This window comes from Acidithiobacillus thiooxidans ATCC 19377 (assembly GCF_009662475.1).
Taxonomy (GTDB): Bacteria; Pseudomonadota; Gammaproteobacteria; order Acidithiobacillales; family Acidithiobacillaceae; genus Acidithiobacillus; species Acidithiobacillus thiooxidans.
Genome location: NZ_CP045571.1, coordinates 2,317,050 through 2,337,961, shown reverse-complemented (window position 1 = coordinate 2,337,961; position 20,912 = coordinate 2,317,050). Strand labels below are relative to the sequence as shown.

The 20,912-nt window shown below is 52.6% G+C and carries 19 protein-coding genes and 1 tRNA gene; 10 read left to right on the top strand and 10 right to left on the bottom strand.

What is annotated here, in order from left to right:
• Positions 1 to 41: 41 nt before the first annotated feature.
• On the bottom strand, positions 42 to 1,508 hold the full coding sequence (gene zwf / locus GCD22_RS12365) for a glucose-6-phosphate dehydrogenase (protein WP_010637955.1): 1,467 nt from the start codon (positions 1,506 to 1,508) through the stop codon (positions 42 to 44).
• Positions 1,509 to 2,465 (bottom strand): phosphogluconate dehydrogenase (NAD(+)-dependent, decarboxylating), encoded by a 957-nt coding sequence (gene gnd / locus GCD22_RS12360; protein WP_254892703.1) that lies wholly within the window; start codon positions 2,463 to 2,465, stop codon positions 1,509 to 1,511.
• 60 nt (positions 2,466 to 2,525) lie between these two features.
• On the opposite strand from gnd, the gene purT reads away from it, so the two are divergent.
• Positions 2,526 to 3,707 carry a formate-dependent phosphoribosylglycinamide formyltransferase gene (purT, locus tag GCD22_RS12355; protein WP_081577275.1) on the top strand — a complete coding sequence of 394 codons (1,182 nt, stop codon included), beginning with the start codon at positions 2,526 to 2,528 and terminating at the stop codon, positions 3,705 to 3,707.
• Here the strand turns inward: purT and GCD22_RS12350 are convergent.
• Positions 3,704 to 4,885, bottom strand: coding sequence for a pyridoxal phosphate-dependent aminotransferase (locus tag GCD22_RS12350; protein ID WP_031575065.1), 1,182 nt, complete (start codon positions 4,883 to 4,885; stop codon positions 3,704 to 3,706). The genes purT and GCD22_RS12350 overlap by 4 nt on opposite strands.
• 215 nt (positions 4,886 to 5,100) lie before the next feature.
• On the opposite strand from GCD22_RS12350, the gene GCD22_RS12345 reads away from it, so the two are divergent.
• Positions 5,101 to 7,533 (top strand): heavy metal translocating P-type ATPase, encoded by a 2,433-nt coding sequence (locus tag GCD22_RS12345; protein WP_031575063.1) that lies wholly within the window; start codon positions 5,101 to 5,103, stop codon positions 7,531 to 7,533.
• Between the two features lie 200 nt (positions 7,534 to 7,733).
• On the opposite strand, the gene GCD22_RS12340 is transcribed toward GCD22_RS12345, so the two are convergent.
• Positions 7,734 to 8,636: a D-hexose-6-phosphate mutarotase gene (locus tag GCD22_RS12340; RefSeq protein ID WP_031573820.1), complete on the bottom strand. Its 903-nt coding sequence runs from the start codon at positions 8,634 to 8,636 to the stop codon at positions 7,734 to 7,736.
• A gap of 144 nt (positions 8,637 to 8,780) precedes the next feature.
• On the opposite strand from GCD22_RS12340, the gene GCD22_RS12335 reads away from it, so the two are divergent.
• From GCD22_RS12335 to GCD22_RS12310, 6 genes are all read left to right on the top strand, one after another.
• Entirely contained in the window at positions 8,781 to 10,613 is a 1,833-nt protein-coding gene (locus tag GCD22_RS12335) for an ABC transporter ATP-binding protein (RefSeq protein WP_031573817.1), read from the top strand.
• Between the two features lie 97 nt (positions 10,614 to 10,710).
• Positions 10,711 to 11,091, top strand: coding sequence for a hypothetical protein (locus GCD22_RS12330; protein WP_031573815.1), 381 nt, complete (start codon positions 10,711 to 10,713; stop codon positions 11,089 to 11,091).
• 15 nt (positions 11,092 to 11,106) lie between these two features.
• A complete protein-coding gene (locus GCD22_RS12325; RefSeq protein ID WP_031573812.1) occupies positions 11,107 to 12,084 on the top strand; it encodes a heavy metal-binding domain-containing protein in 978 nt (325 codons plus the stop codon).
• Complete coding sequence (locus GCD22_RS12320) at positions 12,081 to 12,905, top strand: heavy metal-binding domain-containing protein (protein ID WP_010637973.1); 825 nt, start codon at positions 12,081 to 12,083, stop codon at positions 12,903 to 12,905. Before GCD22_RS12325 ends, GCD22_RS12320 begins: the two co-directional genes overlap by 4 nt.
• Before the next feature lie 30 nt (positions 12,906 to 12,935).
• Positions 12,936 to 13,676, top strand: coding sequence for a PspA/IM30 family protein (locus GCD22_RS12315; RefSeq protein WP_024894301.1), 741 nt, complete (start codon positions 12,936 to 12,938; stop codon positions 13,674 to 13,676).
• 69 nt (positions 13,677 to 13,745) lie between these two features.
• Positions 13,746 to 13,822, top strand: a tRNA-Arg gene (locus GCD22_RS12310).
• 204 nt (positions 13,823 to 14,026) lie between these two features.
• On the opposite strand, the gene GCD22_RS12305 is transcribed toward GCD22_RS12310, so the two are convergent.
• The 3 genes from GCD22_RS12305 to merC form a co-directional block, all read right to left on the bottom strand.
• A complete protein-coding gene (locus tag GCD22_RS12305; protein ID WP_031573803.1) occupies positions 14,027 to 14,518 on the bottom strand; it encodes a DsrE family protein in 492 nt (163 codons plus the stop codon).
• Between the two features lie 25 nt (positions 14,519 to 14,543).
• Positions 14,544 to 15,134: a cytochrome P460 family protein gene (locus GCD22_RS18235; RefSeq protein WP_211371666.1), complete on the bottom strand. Its 591-nt coding sequence runs from the start codon at positions 15,132 to 15,134 to the stop codon at positions 14,544 to 14,546.
• A gap of 442 nt (positions 15,135 to 15,576) precedes the next feature.
• Positions 15,577 to 16,017 carry an organomercurial transporter MerC gene (gene merC / locus GCD22_RS12295; protein ID WP_031573792.1) on the bottom strand — a complete coding sequence of 147 codons (441 nt, stop codon included), beginning with the start codon at positions 16,015 to 16,017 and terminating at the stop codon, positions 15,577 to 15,579.
• Between the two features lie 101 nt (positions 16,018 to 16,118).
• On the opposite strand from merC, the gene merR reads away from it, so the two are divergent.
• Both merR and GCD22_RS12285 read left to right on the top strand, forming a co-directional pair.
• The gene (gene merR / locus GCD22_RS12290) at positions 16,119 to 16,523 is read left to right on the top strand and encodes a mercury resistance transcriptional regulator MerR (protein ID WP_031573789.1); all 405 of its coding nucleotides are present in this window, start codon (positions 16,119 to 16,121) and stop codon (positions 16,521 to 16,523) included.
• A gap of 304 nt (positions 16,524 to 16,827) precedes the next feature.
• The gene (locus GCD22_RS12285; RefSeq protein WP_065972780.1) at positions 16,828 to 17,913 is read left to right on the top strand and encodes an IS630 family transposase; all 1,086 of its coding nucleotides are present in this window, start codon (positions 16,828 to 16,830) and stop codon (positions 17,911 to 17,913) included.
• A 234-nt stretch (positions 17,914 to 18,147) separates the two neighbouring features.
• Here GCD22_RS12285 and GCD22_RS12280 read toward each other — a convergent pair whose 3' ends face one another.
• From GCD22_RS12280 to GCD22_RS12270, 3 genes are all read right to left on the bottom strand, one after another.
• The gene (locus GCD22_RS12280; protein WP_031573786.1) at positions 18,148 to 18,912 is read right to left on the bottom strand and encodes a hypothetical protein; all 765 of its coding nucleotides are present in this window, start codon (positions 18,910 to 18,912) and stop codon (positions 18,148 to 18,150) included.
• Positions 18,913 to 18,940: 28 nt separating this feature from the next.
• Entirely contained in the window at positions 18,941 to 19,657 is a 717-nt protein-coding gene (locus GCD22_RS12275) for a C39 family peptidase (protein ID WP_051690684.1), read from the bottom strand.
• Positions 19,658 to 19,723: 66 nt separating this feature from the next.
• Positions 19,724 to 20,875, bottom strand: coding sequence for a FapB/FapC family functional amyloid domain-containing protein (locus GCD22_RS12270; protein ID WP_081577271.1), 1,152 nt, complete (start codon positions 20,873 to 20,875; stop codon positions 19,724 to 19,726).
• Positions 20,876 to 20,912: the final 37 nt, after the last annotated feature.

Sequence of the window (20,912 nt, the reverse complement as noted above, 5' to 3'; positions counted from 1 at the left end):
GAGCGACAGTCGAGCTTTCAGGGCTGTCGCTCACGCTCAGCTTAGATTTTGTTGCGCCAATACTGATCTTCTTTGTCCATAATCCGCGCAGCCTCTTCCGGTCCCCAGGAGCCCGCCGGATAGGTGAGGATGTAGTCGGTTTCCCGGCCCCAAGCCTTGATAATCGGGTCTACTACCCGCCAGGCCCATTCCACTTCATCAAAGCGGATAAACAGGGCTTTGTCGCCTTCCATGACATCCAGCAGTAGAGCTTCATACGCATCCAGCTCCTGTTCACCCTCCTTGCGATAGGATGCATTGAGCTGCACCGGACGGACGCGCATTTCCAGGCCGGGTTCCTTGATCTGGATTTCGGTTTTCAGACTTTCGGGTTCCAAAGAAAGCAGGATCCAGTTGGGTTCGATTTTTTCGATACTGGTTTCTCGAAAAAGCTGCTGAGGCGTATGCCGAAAACGCAGGGCAACACTGGAGGTTTTGTTTTCGAGGCGTTTGCCGGTACGCAGATAAAAAGGAACCCCGCGCCAGCGCCAGTTATCAATATAAAATTTCGCGGCCACATAAGTCTCGGTAATGGAGTTGGTTTCAACCCCGGCTTCATCCTGATAGCCCGGTACATGCTTGCCATCTACTACCCCGGGACCGTATTGAGCGCGCATGGCATAGGCCGTGACGGCAGATTTGGGGATGGGTCGAATAGAGCGGAGTACCTTGACCTTTTCATCACGCAGAGCGTCCGCTTCCATGCAAGGGGGGGGCTCCATAGCTACCAGAGTCAGAATTTGCATCAGATGATTCTGCAACATATCCCGCAATGCTCCGGCCTGATCATAATAACCGGCGCGACTTTCGATACCACCACTTTCGGCTACGGTAATTTGCACATGGTCTATATAATTGCGGTTCCAGAGGGCTTCTACGGCCAGATTGGCAAAACGATAAACCATCAGGTTCTGGACGATTTCCTTGCCTAAATAGTGGTCAATGCGATAAATCTGTTCCTCGCGGAAGTGACGATGCAACTGTTCATTGAGACGCATGGCGCTTTCCAGGTCTTCACCGAAAGGCTTTTCAATAACAATACGATAGTCGCCTTCCTGATTGAAGCCGGCACTCGATAGATGCTGAACAACAGGCACAAAATCTGCCGGGCGAATGGCCAGATAAAATATGGTAGCAGCAGGTTTATCCGCACCTTCCTCAGTGAGTGCCGCGCGGAGCTTTTCATAAGACTCCTTTTCATGAATTTCTCCACGCACATACTCAAAGTGTTTGCAGAAATCATCAAAATGTTCGTCATGATAATTTCCTGCGTAGGTTTCCAATTGTTCTCGCAAGAAATCCTGCCAGCCATTATTGTCCCAAGGACGCCGCCCAAAAGCCAAAATACGCATTTCCTTGGGCATCATACCGGCACATTCCAGGTGATACAGGGCCGGGAGCAGTTTTTTACTGGCCAGATCCCCGGTAGCGCCAAAAATGACGAACTGACAAATACATTGGTTATCCACTCAGTCCTCCTTTTGTACGGCATGACCGCCGAACTGATTGCGCATCATGGCCAATAGCTTGGCCGCATAGTCGTCTTTTCCCTGGGAAGCCCAACGCATCTGCAGGGCCAGCGTGATGACCGGAGCAGGAATTTTCATGGCCAAAGCGGCTTGAGCGGTCCAGAGCCCTTCGCCCGAGTCGGCGACCACCGGCGCAATATCCGCGAGGACCTGATCTTTGTGCAGGGTGTCAGCAGTCAGATCCAAAAGCCAGGAGCGGACAACACTGCCATAGCGCCACATTTCGGCGACATTGGCGAGATCCAGATTAAACTCGGTTTTAGCCTGAAGAATGGCGAAACCTTCGGCGAGTGCCTGCATCATTCCATATTCAATACCGTTGTGAACCATTTTCACGAAATGCCCACTACCTACCGGTCCGCAATGCAGCCACCCCTGATTTTCACCGGGAGCGAGGGCTTTCAGGAAAGGCGTAACCTGAGTAACCGCCTCCTGGCTGCCGCCTACCATCAAGGCATAGCCTTCCTTCAATCCCCAAACCCCGCCGGACACACCCGCGTCGACATAATGCAAGCCAGCAGCTTCGACCTTGGCGGCCTGCGCCATGGAGTCTTCGTAGAGTGCATTGGCCCCATTGACCAGGATGTCACCTTTGCCCAACAAGGGAAGCAGTTGATCAATATGCTCCTGAGTGGCTTCACCAGCTGGTAACATTAACCAGATGACTCTGGGGGCTGGCAATTGTCTGACCAGATCTTCCAGAGTGCTGGCAGAGCGCATGCCGGTTTCCTGGGCAAGGTCCTGAGCTTTTTGGGCATGGCGATTGTAAGCAATGACATCCATGCCTTTTAGATGCAGACGTCGCGCCATATTGGCGCCCATGCGACCAAGACCGACCATGCCTATACTGGGTTTACTCATGTCATGCTCCTTTGCGTATGCGTCTGTCGGGAAAATGATACTATGTTGAGTATAGACATATCGGGCTTTAATTGTTTTTTGCTAAAGGAAATGCGCATGAATCTGGGTACTCCGTGTTCTGCTTCTGCGACCCGGCTGATGATGCTGGGCGCCGGTGAATTAGGTAAGGAAGTGTTGATTGCTGCCCAGCGTCTGGGCGTTGAAACCATCGCCGTGGATCGTTACGCAGATGCGCCTGCCATGCAGGTCGCTCACCGCGCCTACGTGATAGATATGACAGACCCTGAAGCAATTCTGGCTCTGGTCAAGCGTGAGCGACCGCATTTCGTGGTCCCGGAAATTGAAGCTATCGCCACCTCCGCCCTGGCAGAAATCGAAAATTCCGGCTCGGCTACGGTGGTCCCTTCGGCGCGGGCCGTGCAATTAACCATGGATCGTGAGGGTATTCGTCGTCTTGCGGCCGAACAATTAGGCTTGCCCACGTCTCCTTACCGCTTCGCCAGCAGCTTGCAGGAACTGGAGGCGGCAGCTGTCGAGCTGGGTTTCCCCTGTGTGATCAAACCGGTCATGTCTTCCAGCGGCAAAGGGCAGTCGGTCGCACGGAGTGCGGCGGAATTGGCGCTGGCCTGGCAGGAAGCGCAGACGGCCGGGCGTGTGGGGGCGCAGAAAGTCATTGTCGAGGGCTTTGTGGACTTTGATTTTGAAATCACCGTGCTGACGGTGCGCTCTGCCTTAGGTACAGTATTTTGCCCGCCCATCGGACATCGTCAGGAAGCCGGAGATTATGTGGAGTCCTGGCAGCCCCAGGCCATGTCCGCGCAGGCGCTTCAGGATGCACAGAGCATGGCGCAAAAAGTGACGGATAATCTCGGCGGACAGGGATTATATGGGGTGGAATTTTTTGTGCAGGGTGAAGCAGTGATTTTCAGTGAGTTGTCGCCCAGACCCCATGACACCGGTCTGGTGACCCTGGCCAGTCAACGCCAGAACGAGTTTGAATTGCATTTGCGGGCTATTCTGGGCTTGCCCGTTGATCCCGGATTCCGCAGAGCTTCCGCTTCTGCGGTTATTCGGGGTAAAAACCTGGGTTGGGGGCCCCGATATGCCGGTCTTGAAACAGCACTGGCCGTACCGGAAAGTGATTTACGTCTGTTTGGCAAGCCGACGGCCAGCAAGTTGCGGCGTCTTGGTGTAGCCGTCGCTGCCGGAGAAAGTGTGGAAGAGGCGCGGGAAAGGGCTGCCAGGGCCGCCGCCGCGATTACGGTCAGCCCCGCCTAACTTTTTACAAATTGTTCGATGCGATCCAGTGCCATTTCCAGATTTTTGTCACTGGTCGCAAAAGAAAGGCGAATATGTCCGGGGCTTCCAAAGGCAGAACCTGGTACCACCGCAACGCCTGCTTCCAGGAGGGCTTCCGCCAGAATCAGGTCATCCTGCAGATTTTTGGCCTGCATCACTTCATGAAAGCCCGGGAAGCTGTAAAAGGTGCCATCTGATGGCAGTACGTTGACGCCCGGAAGACTATGCAGGCGACCATAAACGTAAGCATGACGGCGCCGGAAAGCATGAACCATTTCATGCACCGCACTATCGCCCCCTTCCAGAGCTGCCTGGGCAGCTACCTGGGCGATGGAGGTTGGATTGGAGGTGCTTTGCGACTGCACGGTGTTCATGGCCGTAATCAGTGTTTCGGGCCCTGCACAATAGCCTATGCGCCAGCCGGTCATGGCATAAGCCTTGGAGACGCCATTCATCACCATGCAGCGTTCTTTCAGATCGGGGCAGGCATTGGTAATGTTTACGAAAGGCTGGTCCTGAAAGAGGATTTTTTCATACATGTCATCAGTGGCAATCAAAATCCGGGGATGACGACGTAATACTTCTCCCAGTGCTTCGAGTTCACTGCGGCTATAAGCGACTCCTGAGGGGTTGGAAGGGCTGTTGAGCACTAAAAGCCGGGTGCTTTCGGTGATGGCCGCTTCCAGTTGTTCAGGCAGAATTTTGAAGTGTTGTGCGGCGTCCGTATCAATAATGACCGGACAGGCCTCGGCAAGAATGACCATATCGGGATAGGACACCCAGTAGGGCGCGGGAATGATGACTTCATCTCCTGCATCCAGTAAGGCCTGACAGAGGTTGAAAAAGCTCTGCTTGCCGCCGACGGAGACCAGCACCTCACTGGGGCGGTAATCGAGATGATTGTCCCGGGCAAATTTGGCTATGATGGCGGCTTTCAGCTCCGGCGTGCCACCGACTGCGGTGTACTTGGTGAAGCCTCGATGAATGGCTTGTATGGCCGCATCCTTGATATATTCGGGTGTGTCGAAATCGGGCTCGCCAGCGCCGAGACTGACAATGTCTTTGCCTTCCCGACGGAGTTGCTGTGCCCGGGCGGTAACGGCGAGTGTCGGAGAGGGACGCACCGCAGTAACGCGGCGGGAAAGGCGAATATCCACGATGTTAAACTCCAGATATCATTTTCAGCGGGTGCGGCAAATGCGCACAAGAGGGCAAATGATAAGCATCCGTCACTTAAAATCAACTATTTTGCTGTAGGCGAAAAGATCGCGGTTGCCCATGGTGATGGATTGACATTACATCTGGCTACAAGGATATGCTGCAGATTGTAATTTTCAAATAGCAATGGGCAGCGGGCAGGAAAGGGAGCGTTATGAAAAATCTGGAGATCGGGGTGGCAGGGATGACCTGTGCTTCCTGCAGCAGTCGGGTAGAACGCACGCTGAATCGCTTGCCGGGGGTGCAGGCCAGCGTGAATTTGAGTACTGAGCGGGCAACCGTGGCATTCGATCCGACCCAGACCAGCCTGGAAACGCTGAGGGCTGCGATTGTTGATATAGGCTATCAACCCGTCGTGGCCCAATCTGAGCTGGAGGTTGGCGGGATGACTTGTGCTTCCTGCAGCAGTCGCGTGGAGCGCGCTCTGGGCAAGGTTTCTGGCGTCCTGTCGGCCAGTGTCAATCTGGCCACAGAACGGGCCATGGTGGAATATTTTCCGGATAGCACTAATCAGGATCAATTGATTGCGGCTGTTGTTAATGCCGGTTATGAAGCGCGGGCGGTCCGTGCTGATGCCCGGGGTGAAGATCGTAAAATCTTCCAGCTGCGGCTTATGCGAAAAGATTTGCTGACGGCAGTTGTTCTGGCTGTGCCTATTTTGTGCTTGTCCATGGGTCCCCTGCTTTTTCCGGCGTTGGGACGATGGCTGCAAGAAAATGCACTCTTTGGGCGTTTTTGGGACTGGGTTCAGGCCGTACTGGCAACGCTGGTACTGGCCGGTCCAGGGCGGCGTTTTTTTCGTCCGGGTCTGATTGCCTACCGTCATTTGTCTCCGGATATGAATTCTCTGGTGGCTACCGGTACGGGAGCCGCCTGGCTGTTCAGCATGATCGTGCTGATTTTCCCGGAGCTTTTCAGCCAGGTCGGAGGGCATGTGTATTTTGATTCGGCGGCGGTGGTCATTGCCGCCATTCTGCTCGGCAAGTATCTGGAAGAGCTGGCCAAAGGCCGGGCCTCGCAGGCGATTCGGCATCTGGTTGATCTTCAGGCCAAGGACGCAACACTGCTCAAAGATGGGCAGGAACAGCGGGTGCCACTCAACCGCATCCGCACTGGAGATCATCTCCTGGTCAGACCGGGAGAGCGTCTGCCCGTGGATGGCATCGTCCTGGAAGGAGAATCCTATATAGATGCAGCCATGCTGACCGGAGAAGTGTTACCTGAGCATAAAAAAGCAGGTGACGCCGTCGTCGGCGCGACGATCAATGGTAACGGCAGGCTGATTATCGAAGCGACTGCGGTGGGGCAAAATACAGTCATTGCCCATATTATTCAGATGGTCGAGCAGGCCCAGGCTGGAAAGCTGCCCATCCAGGGTCTTGCTGACCGGGTGGTTCGTGTATTTACGCCTTTGGTTATTGGCATTGCGCTGCTGAGTTTTATGGTGTGGTTATGGTTGGGACCCAGCCCGGCTATTACTGTGGCCCTGTTGTCCGCTGTGGCGGTGCTGGTGGTGGCCTGTCCCTGTGCCATGGGACTTGCCACCCCGGCGGCGGTCATGGTCGGTACCGGCCGGGCTGCAGAGTTAGGTGTGTTTTTTCGCAAAGGACTGGCGTTGGAAACGCTGGCCCAGGTGAAAACGGTCTGTCTGGATAAAACCGGCACGTTGACGCGGGGTACGCCAGCCGTGTGTGAAATTGTCGCAGACGATGTCCGCCAGGTTCTGACCTTGGCTGCGTCGCTGGAAGCGGCTTCTGAGCATCCTTTGGCGCGGACCATTGTTCAGGCTGCGCGTGAACGGGAAATTTCCCTGTCTCCTGTGACGGATTTTCAGGCCGTCCCTGGCCGGGGTGTTGAGGGTGTCGTAGCCGGACAGAAAATTCTGGTCGGTACGGCGGTCTGGTTGCAGGAGAATGGCGTAGAGCAGGACGCTAAATTTTGGACTGAGCCGCAGGTGGCCCAAAGCTGGGTGTATATTGCCGGGAATGGACATTTGCTGGGGAAAATCGCCATTCAGGACAGCGTAAGACCCGAATCCTTAGCGGTCGTCCGGCAACTGCAGTCCATGGGTATGCGGGTGGTCATGATTACGGGTGACAGCCAGAGCGCAGCGCGGCATCTTGCCGAACACCTTGGATTAGAAGAGTTTTATGCAGAGGTGTTGCCTCAGGATAAGGCAAATATCGTCAAGCAGTTACAAAGCCAGGGCGGCAAAGTCGCCTTTGTGGGCGATGGCATCAATGATGCTCCGGCTTTGGCTCAGGCCGATGTGGGCCTGGCCCTGGCTTCAGGCACTGACATTGCCATGGAGACGGCTGATTTGACCTTAACCCATGGGGATCTCAGTGCATTGGTGACGGCAGTGCAGGCAGCGCGAAAAACCATGGCGACCATTCGCGGTAATTTATTCTGGGCGTTTTTTTATAATATCCTGCTGATTCCGGTGGCTGCGGGTGTGCTGATTCCCTGGGGATTTCAGCTGAATCCCATGCTGGCGGGACTGGCCATGGGAATGTCGTCAGTATTTGTGCTCAGTAACAGTTTACGTTTGAAGTGGCTGCGTCCGTGGGTGCCTGATTCAGTCTGAAAGGTGTGGCTGTTGCCGCAGAGGCTTTGCCGCTCCCTTGTCCCTCGCCTGTTGTTCTAGGCTCATCCTGCTGTCAGGAGAGAACTCGCCCTGCGGGCTCAAACAGCTCTCCTGACGGGCGCAGGATTTCTCCAAGAACAACAACGGCGCGGGCCAAAAGTCGCGGCAAAGCCTCTGCGGCAACAGCCACTTTCAAGGGATCAAAGAGGTTCAGCACTGTAACGCACCATCAGCGTGTGCTTCTCACCCGGCTGTAGTTGCAGCACATTTTCGGCGGCGTTGGCGGATTCCACGCAGAGCATCTGCCGCCAGCCATCCGGCGTGTAATCTCCCATGGCAGCGGCTTTCTCGGCCCAGGGCGTCCAGACTACTGTGGAATCGGCATGCTCCTTATGAATACGAATTCGGCGGTACATGCGCGGGTCATGGATAATGCAATCATTTTGGGTGTTGAGATAAACCCGGTCGGTCTCGGCGTTGAAGGTAATGTCACCTTCCTGCTGCTTCCGGGCGAAATCTGCGGTTTTGTCGAGATACGTACAACCATCCAGACCTTCGAGGCGCACCGAATGAATATCGCCCACGTGGAAATACGTATGGAAGGCCTCACCCAGAGTGATTGTGTCGTTTCCTGCGTTATGGGTAGTTAGAGACATTTCCAGAGTTTCTGAAACGACAATTTCAAGGCTGACCGGAGTTTCATGAGGCCACTGTGCCCGGGTTTCGTTCGTGGGCTCCAGGGTCAGGGTAATCCGGGTAATGTCCTTGCTGCTTGATGAATCGCTGACGGTCCACAAGTGGGTGCGGGCAAAGCCATGGGCCGGGAACTGGCTGTTGTCGGGATGCGGACCGAACCAGGGCCAACATACCGGCACGCCGCCGCGAATGGATTTGCCGACGGCAAAGCGCGATTTTTCCGAAAGCCAGATGAGTGGATCGTACTGGGAGCGTGGTTGAAACGCTGTCAGATGAGCCCCCTGCAGGAAAACACTGGCACTGGCACTGCTGTTGCGAATGTCCGCAAAAATCTGCCCCCCCGGACCAAAGCGAAAAAACACATGTTCGGGAATGGCGTAGCGATTCAGTGCATCAAAGGATTGCATAGTTATTCCAGGAAGTGAGGGAATTTGGCACATTCTGCTGCTGAAGGTTGCCAGCGGTCAATTGACGGATCGCGATAATGCAGCCAAAGCCGTCGGGCAGGCGTATGCTGTGTTATTCCTGTAATTCGCTGATAAGGTGACTGAGTGGCGCAAAATCCCTGGCAACGTCCGGTCAACAAAAATCTTTGGGTATTATGGAAACTCAAGCCCTTTTTGCGTTCCCGGCTCGGGCTACTGCTGGCTTATCTGCTGGCCATGCTCTGCAGTGCTGGCGCTTCCTTGGTTTTGCCCCAGGGAGCCCGGTTTATTCTCGACAAGGGGTTCCATAGTTACAAGGCATTACTTTGGATCAGCATTGCGCTGTTCATATTGGGTATGTTTACGGTCGCCATGCGCGGGCTGCGGGATGGTCTGGCAACCTGGTTGGGGCAGGGGGTCGTCGCCGATTTGCGCAGCGCGGTGTTCAGTCATGCGCTGCATCTTCCCGCCATATTTTATGAGACATTCCGGACCGGTGAGGTCATTTCGCGCCTGAGCAGTGATGTCACCATTTTACGTTTTGGTTTGACGGGCGTGCTCGGGCGCAGTCTGCAAAGCGGCATCACCCTGGTCGGCGCGCTGGTGTTGATGCTGGTGACCATGCCCCAGTTACTGCTCCCGGGAGTGTTGGTATTGCCGTTGCTGGTGTTTGTCAATATCCGCTCAGGACGTCTGCAGCGCGGATACAGCCGCAAGGAGCAGGATTATCTGGCTGATCTCAGTGCCCATACCGAAGAGTCTATCAATGGCATTCGGGTTATCCAGGCGCTTACCCTCGAACCTCAGACTGAAACCCGATATCGCCAGGATATTCATCTGTTGCTGGGACAAGTCTGGTCGCGGGTCAAAGTCCAGTCCTGGTCCACCTTTCTGACGGGAAGCCTGGTTTTTCTGGCACTCAGCGCTATGCTCTATCTGGGCGGTCTCGCGGTTCTCGAAAAGCAGGTGGGCATGGGCGTACTGGCGGCATTTCTGCTTTATGCCCTGATGGCGGCAACGTCTTTGGCCTCGTTGGGGGAGTTATGGGGCAGTATGTCGCGACTGGCGGGTGCCACTGAACGCTTGCTGGCGCTGCTGGATGAAAAGCCGGAACACAGTGCCCAGGCTTTGTCAGGCGAAGTCGGCAAAGTTCCAGAATCCTCTGAATTTTCCATCAGAAATCCGGCACGATTGACCCTGGAGCGCGTCGCCTTTCGGTACCCTTCGCGGCCGGATGTGCCCGCTATTGAAAATATTTCCCTGGATATTGAACCAGGAGAAACGGTGGCTTTTGTAGGAGCTTCCGGAGCCGGTAAAAGTACGGTGTTTTCCCTGCTCATGCGCCATTATCAACCCAGCGAAGGGCAAATTTTGCTGGATGGAACGGCCATTGATGCCATGCCCTTGCGTAGTTTGCGCCAGCAACTGGCTGTAGTCCCTCAACATCCTGTCATTTTTTCCATGAGTATTGCGGATAACATTTTGATGGCGCGTCCTGATGCCAATGAGGCAGCTTTACTGGCTGCAGTAAAGGCTGCTCGGGTGGATGAATTTTCTGACCGACTGGAAGATAAACTGAAAACCCATGTTGGAGAAAAAGGCGTAACTTTATCTGGAGGGCAACGCCAACGCATTGCCATTGCCCGGGCGATTCTGAGAAACCCTCGTGTACTGATTCTGGATGAGGCCACCAGCGCCCTGGATGCGGAAAATGAGCGGCTCATTCAGGAGGCACTGGCTAATTTGACCGCACAGCGGACCACCCTGGTGGCAGCGCATCGTTTGGCCACTATTGTTCATGCTGCACGCATTGCCGTGCTTGATCAGGGCCGACTCATTGCTATTGGTAGTCATGAAGCGCTGCTGAAAAGTTGTCCCACTTACCGACAATTTGCTGAATTGCAGCGCCTGCACGAACAATCTCCGGAATTATCCACCCTGGAAAAAATACGCGCCTGAAGAAAAACAGAACTATAGTCTAAGCTGACGGTCTGAACTTGAGTAATTATTTTTTGAAAAACTGAATGTGGCCGATAAATAGGGTGGGAGGCCCTCTATGAGCACAGATTTTGACCAAAGTACCGCCTGGATCAGGCGCGCGCAAGGTGACATGAAGGCTTTTGTAGAAGGATTGGCGGCAAGGCTGGAGGGAGATATGCCCGGCTTGGTTGAAGTAGAAAGAAAAAAAGACGGTTTTTTTGCCAAGACCAGCCATGTCCATGCCATTACTGTTCACACCAACAATAACGATTATTTACTGACTCATGAGGGTGCTCATATCAGCACGGTTCGCGCCAAAACCGTGCGTGGCGTGGTGCTTAAACATGAGGATTTACCACTCGCTACCTGGCTCGAAAGTCTGGTGAAAGACCTCGGTGATTTGTCCGGAGAAATGCAGGGAGCCAGCAATACATTGCACGATTTTCTCATGGGGTAACGGCAAGGAGGTACTATGTCCATTTGGGACAAGATCAAACACGGTATTGAGGAAGTCGCCCAGGACGCGCAGCGAGCGGCCGAAAATCTGGGTCATAACGTGAGCCAGGGCGTCCGTTCACAAACCCCTGAAGAAATGCAGCGTTATTCTGAATGGGAACAGGCCTTGCAGCAACGCCGCCTGCCCAGTTTTGTTCAAAATCGCCTGTTCGCGACCAGTCAGGGGCATCTTCCCTGGATCAGTACGGCCACTGCCGCAGAACTTCTTTTGCAACGCAGTCACGGGGTTCAGCCTATCGGTATGGTAACCGGAAACTGTTGGTATCACTTTGGTTATTCCTGGACCCAGGGACACTACGATGGCTGGCACACGGCGGTAGAGCGAATGCGCCTTGAAGCCATCGCTCTGGGAGCTAATGCGATTGTCGATGTGCGCATGAAAGTGCGGCATGGGGAAGGTGAGGATATGGATTATGGGGTGACCGGCACCGCTATCCGGCTAACCGGAATTCCCCCTGCCACCGCGCCAGTTATCGCTACTGTGTCAGCCCTGGAATTTGTCCGTTTGCTGGAAGATGGCGTGGTTCCTGTAGGTATTGCCATTGGCGCCAATTTTGACTGGTACATGCCCTGGATGGGTACGGTCGCCGATCAGGCTTCTCAGCAGGCACCTTTTGCGGCACGTTACTGGAATATGGAAATTACCGACCTTTCTACTTTTCAGGAAAATGTCCGGCGCCGGGCGCTTTATGATTTGCGCGAAGATGGCCGCAAGATGGCTGCCGGAGTTCTTGGACACACCAGTTATACCCAAATGTTTCGGGTACCTGCCGATCAGGACAACCCCGAACGTTTTCTATGCCGCCACATCAGTATTGGTACCGCCATCAGTTATCTGCCAAAAAACCCACCGCAACATGAACTGCTTGCCATGATATCACTGGCTGATCACCCCCTGACCAGTGCTACTGACTCCAAAAAGGATTTGATATGACCGATAGTACAGAACATCTCGCTCCCCATGCTGTAGAACGTCTGAAAGGACTGCGTTCGCAGGGCAGTCACGAAGGTATATTTACTTCGGATTTGTCCGTCAATGAGTTTGTGATGGTCCGCAAGGCCAATTTTGAGCCCTTGGGTCTGGTGGTCGGTTCGTGTATTTATCACATGGGAATCCAGTATGGAAACTGGAATCAAAACATGGAAATGGATGTGCTTTCTCAGGCCATGTATCAAGCCCGTGAGCTGGCTATCAGTCGCATGGAGCAGGAATCCATTTTACTGCAGGCCGATGGTATTGTGGGTGTGCGACTGGAAGTGAAGCGTATGGAATGGGATCAGGACATTCTCGAATTCATGGCGATTGGCACGGCCATCGCCCACCGCAGTGGCGCGTCAGGCTTCAAGGGGGTGGGCGGCAAGCCCTTTACCAGTGATCTGAGTGGTCAGGACTTCTGGATGTTGTTGCAGGCGGGTTACCGCCCCATGGAAATGGTCATGGGTTCCTGCGTGTATCATGTGGCACATCAAGGGCTGTTGAAATCCATGGGAAATGTGGGTCGCAATACGGAAATGGAACAATTTACCCAAGCCATGTATGACGCCAGGGAGCTTGCCATGGAACGTATGCAACATGAGGCGCAGGAAGCCCAGGCGGACGGCATTACCGGCGTTCAGCTTCATGAAGGCAGCCATAACTGGAAACCCCATATCATCGAATTTTTTGCCGTCGGTACCGCCGTGAAAGCCATGGAAAATGCCGATGCTCTGGTTGATGGCCTGAGCCCGCAACTGGTTATTCCGGTCAACGATTAAAGCGCGAGTCATTCGCAAGGAGAGTATTCAATGTCATTATTTAAGCATGCCTCAGAAATATTGCAGGGTAAGGTCAATCATTTTCTGAATAATGCGGAAGATCCTGCTGAAACCCTGGATTTATCATATGAAAAAATGATCACCAACCTGCAGGAAACCAAACGCCATCTGGCCGATGTGGTTACTGAAAAAGTGTCGCTGGAAAGTCAGATGGCACAAGCGCAAAAAGCCGCTGACAAGGCCGACGCAGATGCCAAGATGGCTCTGGGTGCCAACCGTGAAGACCTGGCCCGCGCCGAGTTGGCCCAAAAGCAGTCTGAATTGCAAAAACTGGCCAGTCTCAAGGAAGCGCATGATGCGGTGTCGGCTCAGTCCCAGAAGCTGCAGGATTATGAGCAGAAACTGCAGGATCATATTGAACAGTTCCGTACCCAGAAAGAAGTGACCAAAAGCGAAATGATGGCTGCCAAGGCTGAGGTCCAGGCTGGAGAATCATTGAGTGGTATCGGCAAGGGTATGGATGACGCCGGTGAGGCCATGCGTCGCGCCCAGGACCGCACCGCCCAAATGGAGTCCAAGGCAACTGCCATGGATGGCCTGATTGAGTCGGGTGCCCTCAGTGACCCCCTCGATACTCGCAGCCAAACCGATAAGGAACTGGATAAAGTACGCGCCAGTAGTGGCGTTGATGATGATCTCGCCCGTCTAAAGGCAGAAATGGCCAAAGAAAAGGCCGGAGGGGCATCCGGAGACAGTTCGGGAAATTCCTGAGCATTCGTGGCTGCTGCTGGCGCAACATATTGACCCCGGCCAGTGCAGTCGCTATATTACGCCCTCGTTGCGCTCGTAGCTCAGCTGGATAGAGCAACTGGCTACGAACCAGTAGGTCGGGAGTTCGACTCTCTCCGAGCGCACCAAATAAAACAGGCACTTAGCGTCATTTGCTAGGTGCCTTTTTTTGGCTAACGCGAGGCTAACATCAGAACGGCCCCAGCCAAAGAAAACCGCCTGCATTCGGAAATCAGCGGGTTACAACATTATCTGATTAACTGAAAATTGCAAGAATCAATGGAACGGGAATCCCTGCGCGATGCCGGGCGCAAATTGGTTCTGATCGCCGCCTAATAAACTGGAACCAAAGCATACCCCTTCTCTTGGTAGGCAATGGTAGAGATGAATCCACTTTCCACAGGCGTTACGCTCGGAATCAGCATGCTCGGAGATACGTCCATACCGTGTAGCGCCACGCCACAAGCCTGAAACTGGATGCCTTTGTGGCTGAGCTTCAGGATTTCTCCCTGAATCCCCGCGATATCCCTTTCTTCTGTGTAAGGTATGCCCCGACGATCTTTGGTCAGAAATGCGACATCTGGACCGATAAAGACCACGATGAAGTGCGGCGTCACCTTTTGTTGCAGAAGTTGCTTGCGGGTCAAACCGATGACTCTGACCAGGTGATCCACAGCCGCCGGGTTACGCATATTCACTAAAAATACGGCCTTTGCATCATGTAAGCCCGATAGGGCCGCAGTGTCATTGAGCTTTTCAGCCTGGGCATTGGTGAACAGGCAGCCAAGTGACAGAAACAGAAAGGCCAGAATAAAACGTTGCATGGGAATATCCTCCTGAATGAGCAGGCTACTGAACGACAGCCTCGGGATGTTTTTGAATCTGTGTCACGTAAGCCGGATTCATTTCCTGCTTGGAGAAAAAAGCCTTCCAAGTGGTGATCGGCAATAATTGTGTTGGCGGCGGAGCAAAAACCAAGTCTTGATGGCGGACCAGTACGTGACAGGCGATACAGCTGCCTACTTTGCCATAAGCCAGGACTTTACCGGTGGGATCATAGGCAGCCATGATCCAGTTGCGGTCTGAAGGATCATATTTAGCCGCCTTCAGCATGGCGGTAACGCCAACTAACTGCTTGTGGGCATTGTAATTCTCTTTGACCACCAGGCTTCCGTTACTATAGCGGGTCACTTTCAGTATCCCACCGGCTTTTTTTATAGTGGATATTGCCAAAGTGTTGGCCAGGTCCACAGTGTAAGGATCAACCGTCCGAGATCCCAGCTGAAAGGGTGTACTTCCGGGCATGATGGCGTGCGTTTTTTGCAAAATTTGCACTTCTTTCCACAGAGCTTCAGGGCTGGGTCCGGCTGTATGCGCCCAAGCCCAGCTGGAAAAAAGGCAGGTGACGGTAAAAAGAACGGCAATTTTCAGTTTTAACATGAGTCTTCTCCTGACCGCACTCCACAGTCCTCACACGGCTATCATGACGGGGGCGGGTTGCATTAAATGTAAGGCTATCTGAAGATTATAGTTGGTATTATTTTGCATGGCTGGAAGTTGAATGCCTATATGCCAGCAGCTTTTTATTAGGCTCGCTCCAGAAAACGCTATATGAGGAATTTGCTATTTACCCTCCTGATCTGACCAAGAACTCTATAACACGCAATGGCTTCCTGGGATTGATTTTCAAGATGCTGCGGCGGAATAACTGGGCGGGACTTGTGCGCCGGAAAAAATTTCAGCAGATTTTGGGAGGGGTGAATTTGCAGATAAACTCAAACCAACCAAAACCTGTCGGAGGATCAACAGTGCGCCACTGATCTATGTCATAAAACGCGCCTAAAACAGATTTGACTATACTTCCGCACGCACATGGCGCAAATTACCCGCCACGCTGGCCCTCTTTTGGTAAGGACACGTTACAGCGACGATGTGCCGGGCTGAACAAGTCCCACAATGCTGCCAACAACATAACAACTAGACCGACATAAAAAAGCTCACGGGCCATCATTATGGGCAGGAAATGTTGAGTCATTCCAAAGGAACCGATTAAAACCAGTATGGGTCCGATGATACCAGCCAAGACCCGAAGCCACTGATGATGAGAAAACCATCCGATTAGATTAGCAGCCAAGGCTATACTGGCAAAAACCGGGATCAAGATATGCACGAAGAGCCCCTCCCACCGACTAAGAAAGCTCAAGCCAATGACCGCCCCGATGCTCGCCGCTGCGGGGAAGCACATGGCGCAACTAAAACTTCCGATAAGGGTGCCGATAACGCCTGTCTTATCGGCAATACGAGTCATCCATTGGGTGTTCATGGTAAAATCTCCTGTTGAACCAGATCACTGAGCATAGCGCACGTGCGTCAATATTCTCGTTTGCTATACTTACTCCTGTACTCAAGTACGGAGTCAACACTATGACAGACGATTTGCGTAATTATACCATTGGCACTCTCGCAAGGACCGCAGGGGTCAATATAGAAACCATACGCTTCTACCAGCGCAAGAAGCTGATGCGCATACCTGAACGGCCTCATGGAGGGATTCGTCACTATGGGCAGCAGGATCTGAAACGATTAAAGTTTGTGAAGTCTGCTCAGCGCCTGGGATTTAATCTTGAAGAGGTCGCTCAACTTCTGCATCTGGATGACGGGGCGCATTGCAAGCAGGCAGCTGCGGTAGCAGAAAGTCACTTATCCGATGTACGAAAGCGCTTGGAACAACTAAAGGCCATGGAAGCTGCATTGGCAGAACTGTTGGAAGAATGTCAGAAGCATTCGGGCGAGGTCGCCTGCCCACTTATTTCCGCATTGCAGTCATAATCCACCAGCACAGGCCGGTAAAACCATACAAATGACTATCATGATTTTAACAAAATTCCCTCGGCATCAATACTCACGCAGGTAAAGCCCAACCTGGTCAAGTAGGCCTAGGGTATGCTTTTTAGTACAGTCTTGGTGTGGCTTTGGCCTTGAATGACAGATTAAGTTTAAGCACTTCTTTTACTGACTGTCTTCAGGATAATACCGAAAACGCGCTTGCTAGTGTAGTGTTGCATTCTTGGTGAACCTTAAGGTTAATGATGATAAAATAGCTCCATGTTGAGGGTATGAATGGAGTCGAGCCTTGCGAGTTGCGCCCACAGTCACTTTAACCAGCGAAGAGCGGTCCGAGTTGTCCCGTATAGTCGCCTCCCGATTAAGCAGTGTCCGCTTGTCATTACGGGCACGGATGATATTGCTGGCGGCAGAGGGCTTGCAGAACAAAGAAATTGCGGAGCGCCTGGGGGTGGATCGCCTGCAAGTCGCACGTTGGCGCAAGCGTTATCTGGAACACCGCTTGTCGGGCATTGAACGCGATTTACCGCGCGGCGCCCCTCCGGTGAAAGTGGATGTGGCCCGTCTGGTAGAATTGACCACGCAGAGTAAGCCGGAAGCGATGACGCATTGGAGTACGCGTAGGATGGCGGCAGAACTGGGTGTCAGTGCCGCCAGTGTGTCACGGCATTGGCGCAAGCATGGCCTCAAGCCTCATCTGCTGCGTGGTTTCAAGGTGTCACGTGACCCGCATTTTGTGGAAAAGCTGGAAGATATTGTGGGGTTGTATATGTCTCCCCCGGAGCATGCCTTGGTGCTCTGCGTGGATGAAAAAAGTCAGGTACAGGCCCTGGACCGGACCCAACCGGGACTCCCCCTCAAAAAGGGCCGCGCAGAAACGATGACCCACGACTACAAACGTAATGGCACTACGACCTTGTTTGCCGCCCTCAACGTGCTGGATGGTCAGGTCATCGGACAGTGTCAACAGCGCCATACCCATGTGGAATGGCTGAAGTTCCTGAAGAAAATTGATCGGCAGACGCCCAGGGACAAGGCTCTGCATCTGATTGCCGACAACTATGCGACCCATAAACACCCGGTAGTACAGGCGTGGCTCGACAAGCACCCGCGTATTCACATGCACTTCACGCCCACTTCGGCATCCTGGCTCAACATGGTCGAGCGTTTCTTTCGGGATATCACGACCCAGCGGTTACGTCGTGGGGTGTTCACCAGTGTGCCTGAACTCATCCAGGCCATTGAGGGGTACATCGACCACCACAACACCCATCCCAAACCTTTCATCTGGACCAAAACCGCCCGCGACATCCTGCAAAAAGTCATTCGCGCCAACAGCCATTTAAGCAGCAAACAGAATGCAACACTACACTAGGAGAGGGGCATGGTAGCCGCTTGTAGGTGGCGGTGGCCAATGTGGGCATGACCTATGCCCTTAACCCCAGAACTTCCTTGATTATGAATCTAGGACTGGGCATGACGAGCAATGCACCGAACTTCCAGCATACCGCGACCATTCCTTATAATTGCTGAAGTTACCGAAGCGCGCAGGAACGACTGAAACCGCCTCAAGAGGTTTCAACCTCACGCCCCCCTTTTAATAGTTAACTTATGGGGCTGGTTGCAGGCTGCTCAGGACCGACTGTAGTTGCGCAAGATTCTGGGCGTTGTTTGTGCCAGGATTAACGCCGAGCGTGAGGGCCATGTGGTTCTGGATATTATTCATATTGGTACCTACTTGAGATATCTGGAAAACACCATTAGAACCAATGCCTTGTCTAATGGTTGTGCCGTCATTAGTCAGCGCCATGGATAGCTGTCCTGGCTGTACGGTCATTGTTACACCGTTGTTGCTTAGAGTACCCACAGTCATGGTGTTGCCTTCGCTGGCAGTGTTAGGAGCACCTTTGATGACATTCAGGGACATGCCATTTTGAACGGAATTGCCATTCCCTCCAATCTGGATGGCCTGGGTAACCCCTTGGATGTTATTCAAACCTTCTCCGCTTACGTTGTTGGTAGCTGAAGATTTCGACTGTGGCAATGTGCCTTGCATTGTATAGGTGATGGTGGGCTTAAAGATGTTTCCCTGACTATTAAGTGCAACATTCATGGTGCTGCTCATCGATGTTTGATTGTTGGGCGCAGTCCAGTTGGTTTGCATTTCTACACCGAAATAGACAATTTTTCCGCCGATGACACCACGACCGACGATTTGAGACAGTGCTTGGTTGGTAATAGGCTTGATCTTGATTGAAAGAACGCTGTTCAGTGGGAATGCAGAGGCTGCTGGACTGCTGACCAGTATCCACGACACTGTCAGACAACAACAACCAGCCATTACAGCGGTTTTACGTAGCAGATATCCGTTCATGATGAGCCTCTCAAGTGTATGGCTATTATTAAAAATAATTGGCTTGGTCAAATCCAAAGTGTGCTGGTGTGAGCATCGGGTTCGGTAAAATGCCATGCAAGAGTTTAAGGGCACTAGGTGGTTCTGGTGGCGTCAGGAGCACCGTGTGAGGTTCAAAACCTTTGCCGAAAACGGCAAAAACAATTTTGTTCCAGTCTTTGATAAATATTTTTATGGGCATAATGCGATTACCTAATGCCGGATCAGCTAGGTAGACATGCTTTTTAGTCGTTTTCTCAAGGACGACAAAATGTTTGTAGCCCCCAAGATCCAAAAGAACAATAACGGGAATATGTATTTTTTCTAGTTCTGAGGGGGTGACGATATAGCCTTCACCTTTCAGCCCGATTTTGTCGACGTATTTTTTGAGATCAAGCATGGAAAAGCCAACTTTTTTGACTTCTGCCGGATTGCTCACGGTGAAAAGGCCCTTGATGACCTCTTCTTCGTCAACATTCTGACCAAATGCATATTTTAGGATGGTGGCCAAGGAAGCAGCCCCACAGGAAAAATCTGTATGTTGACGAACTACATGAATAAAATGCATGGCTATCATATTGGTGACGGGCATATGAATCACTCCAGCCCCAGGAATGATGCCGCCGAAGGCTGCTGCCCTGGCATCGTTACTTAGGGAGAGAGAACAGAAGGTCGCCACAATCAAGCTGGATAAAATTAATGGACGAATAGCGTCAGAACGCAACATAGCATCAGCCTCCTAATGAACTCTTGTAAACGCCACCCCCAGAGGGGGTGGCAAAGTCTTCATCAGTTATTGCGAGCTGGCAATTGCTAACGTATTGGTCTGTTGGTTACCGTTACCTGAAGCAACATTCAGGCTAATATTGCCCGTTGCACCAGTAAGTGTATAGCCGCTCACAGTGCTGTTGTAGTCAGAACAAGCGCTATTCCCACCATTGAAGTCAGCGACCTGTTCCACAGGCGCCGTAGCAGTGCCCATAGCCGCATTGGAAGCTACAGCCATGGCCAGCCCATTCTGCTGTTGGTTTTCTGCTCCAGCCGCGACATTAAGGGCAATGTTACCGCTGGCACCTTGCCCTGCATGACCGTTGATCGTTGCTGAATCCTGAACCCCAGTATCAGTGGGATCAAGATAGGTCATTTGTTGTCCCGCCGCAGCAACAGCTGTGGCCATGCTGCCCCCACCTGAACGGCTGATGGCGGTATTATTTGCCTGTTGATTGATGTCGCCTGATGCGATGTTGACGCCTACATTTCCTGATGCTCCAGTAAGAGCATTACCAGAAATGCTGGCGTTGTTGTCCAGGTCGGTTGAAATAACATATTGTGGATTGCTGGTTTCTGGAGCCGGAGCTGGGGCGCCTGTTAATCCCTGTAGGCTTCCGATTGCTGCATTGGCAGAGCCCTTCTTTACCGATGCAACGCTCAGGTTGTTACTCTGTTGATTACCCATTCCCGAAGCAATATTCGCCCCAACATTACCAGTCGCACCGCTCAGAGCATAACCTGACAGACCGGCATTGTTGGTCATATAGTAGTTTTCTAGGGAATACATTGAGGACATTTGCGAATTGGCCGAAGACGCATCCGCCATTCCATCTTTGCCGGAAACAATTGCCAATCCATTATGTTGCTGATTAAAAACTCCAGAGGCAATGTTGCTATTTATGTTGCCACTGGCTCCGCGCATTGCATTTCCAGAGAGCGAAGCATCATCTGAAGTATCACTAATCTGGGTGTCATAATTAAAATATGTGTCTTGGCTATTCGCTGCTACAGCATGCTGATTTTTCGTTCTCCCATTACTGCTGTCATTAGTAATGGCGGCAGCATTGCTTTGCTGATTCTGGAGGCCGGAAGCAACGTTCAGTGATAGGTTGCCAGAGGCATTTTGTAAAACACTGCCATCAACTGTTGCGGTAGTAGGTGAATCATATTTCATGCGCCCTACATTTAAGTGAGAGTTTTGCAAGCTATTG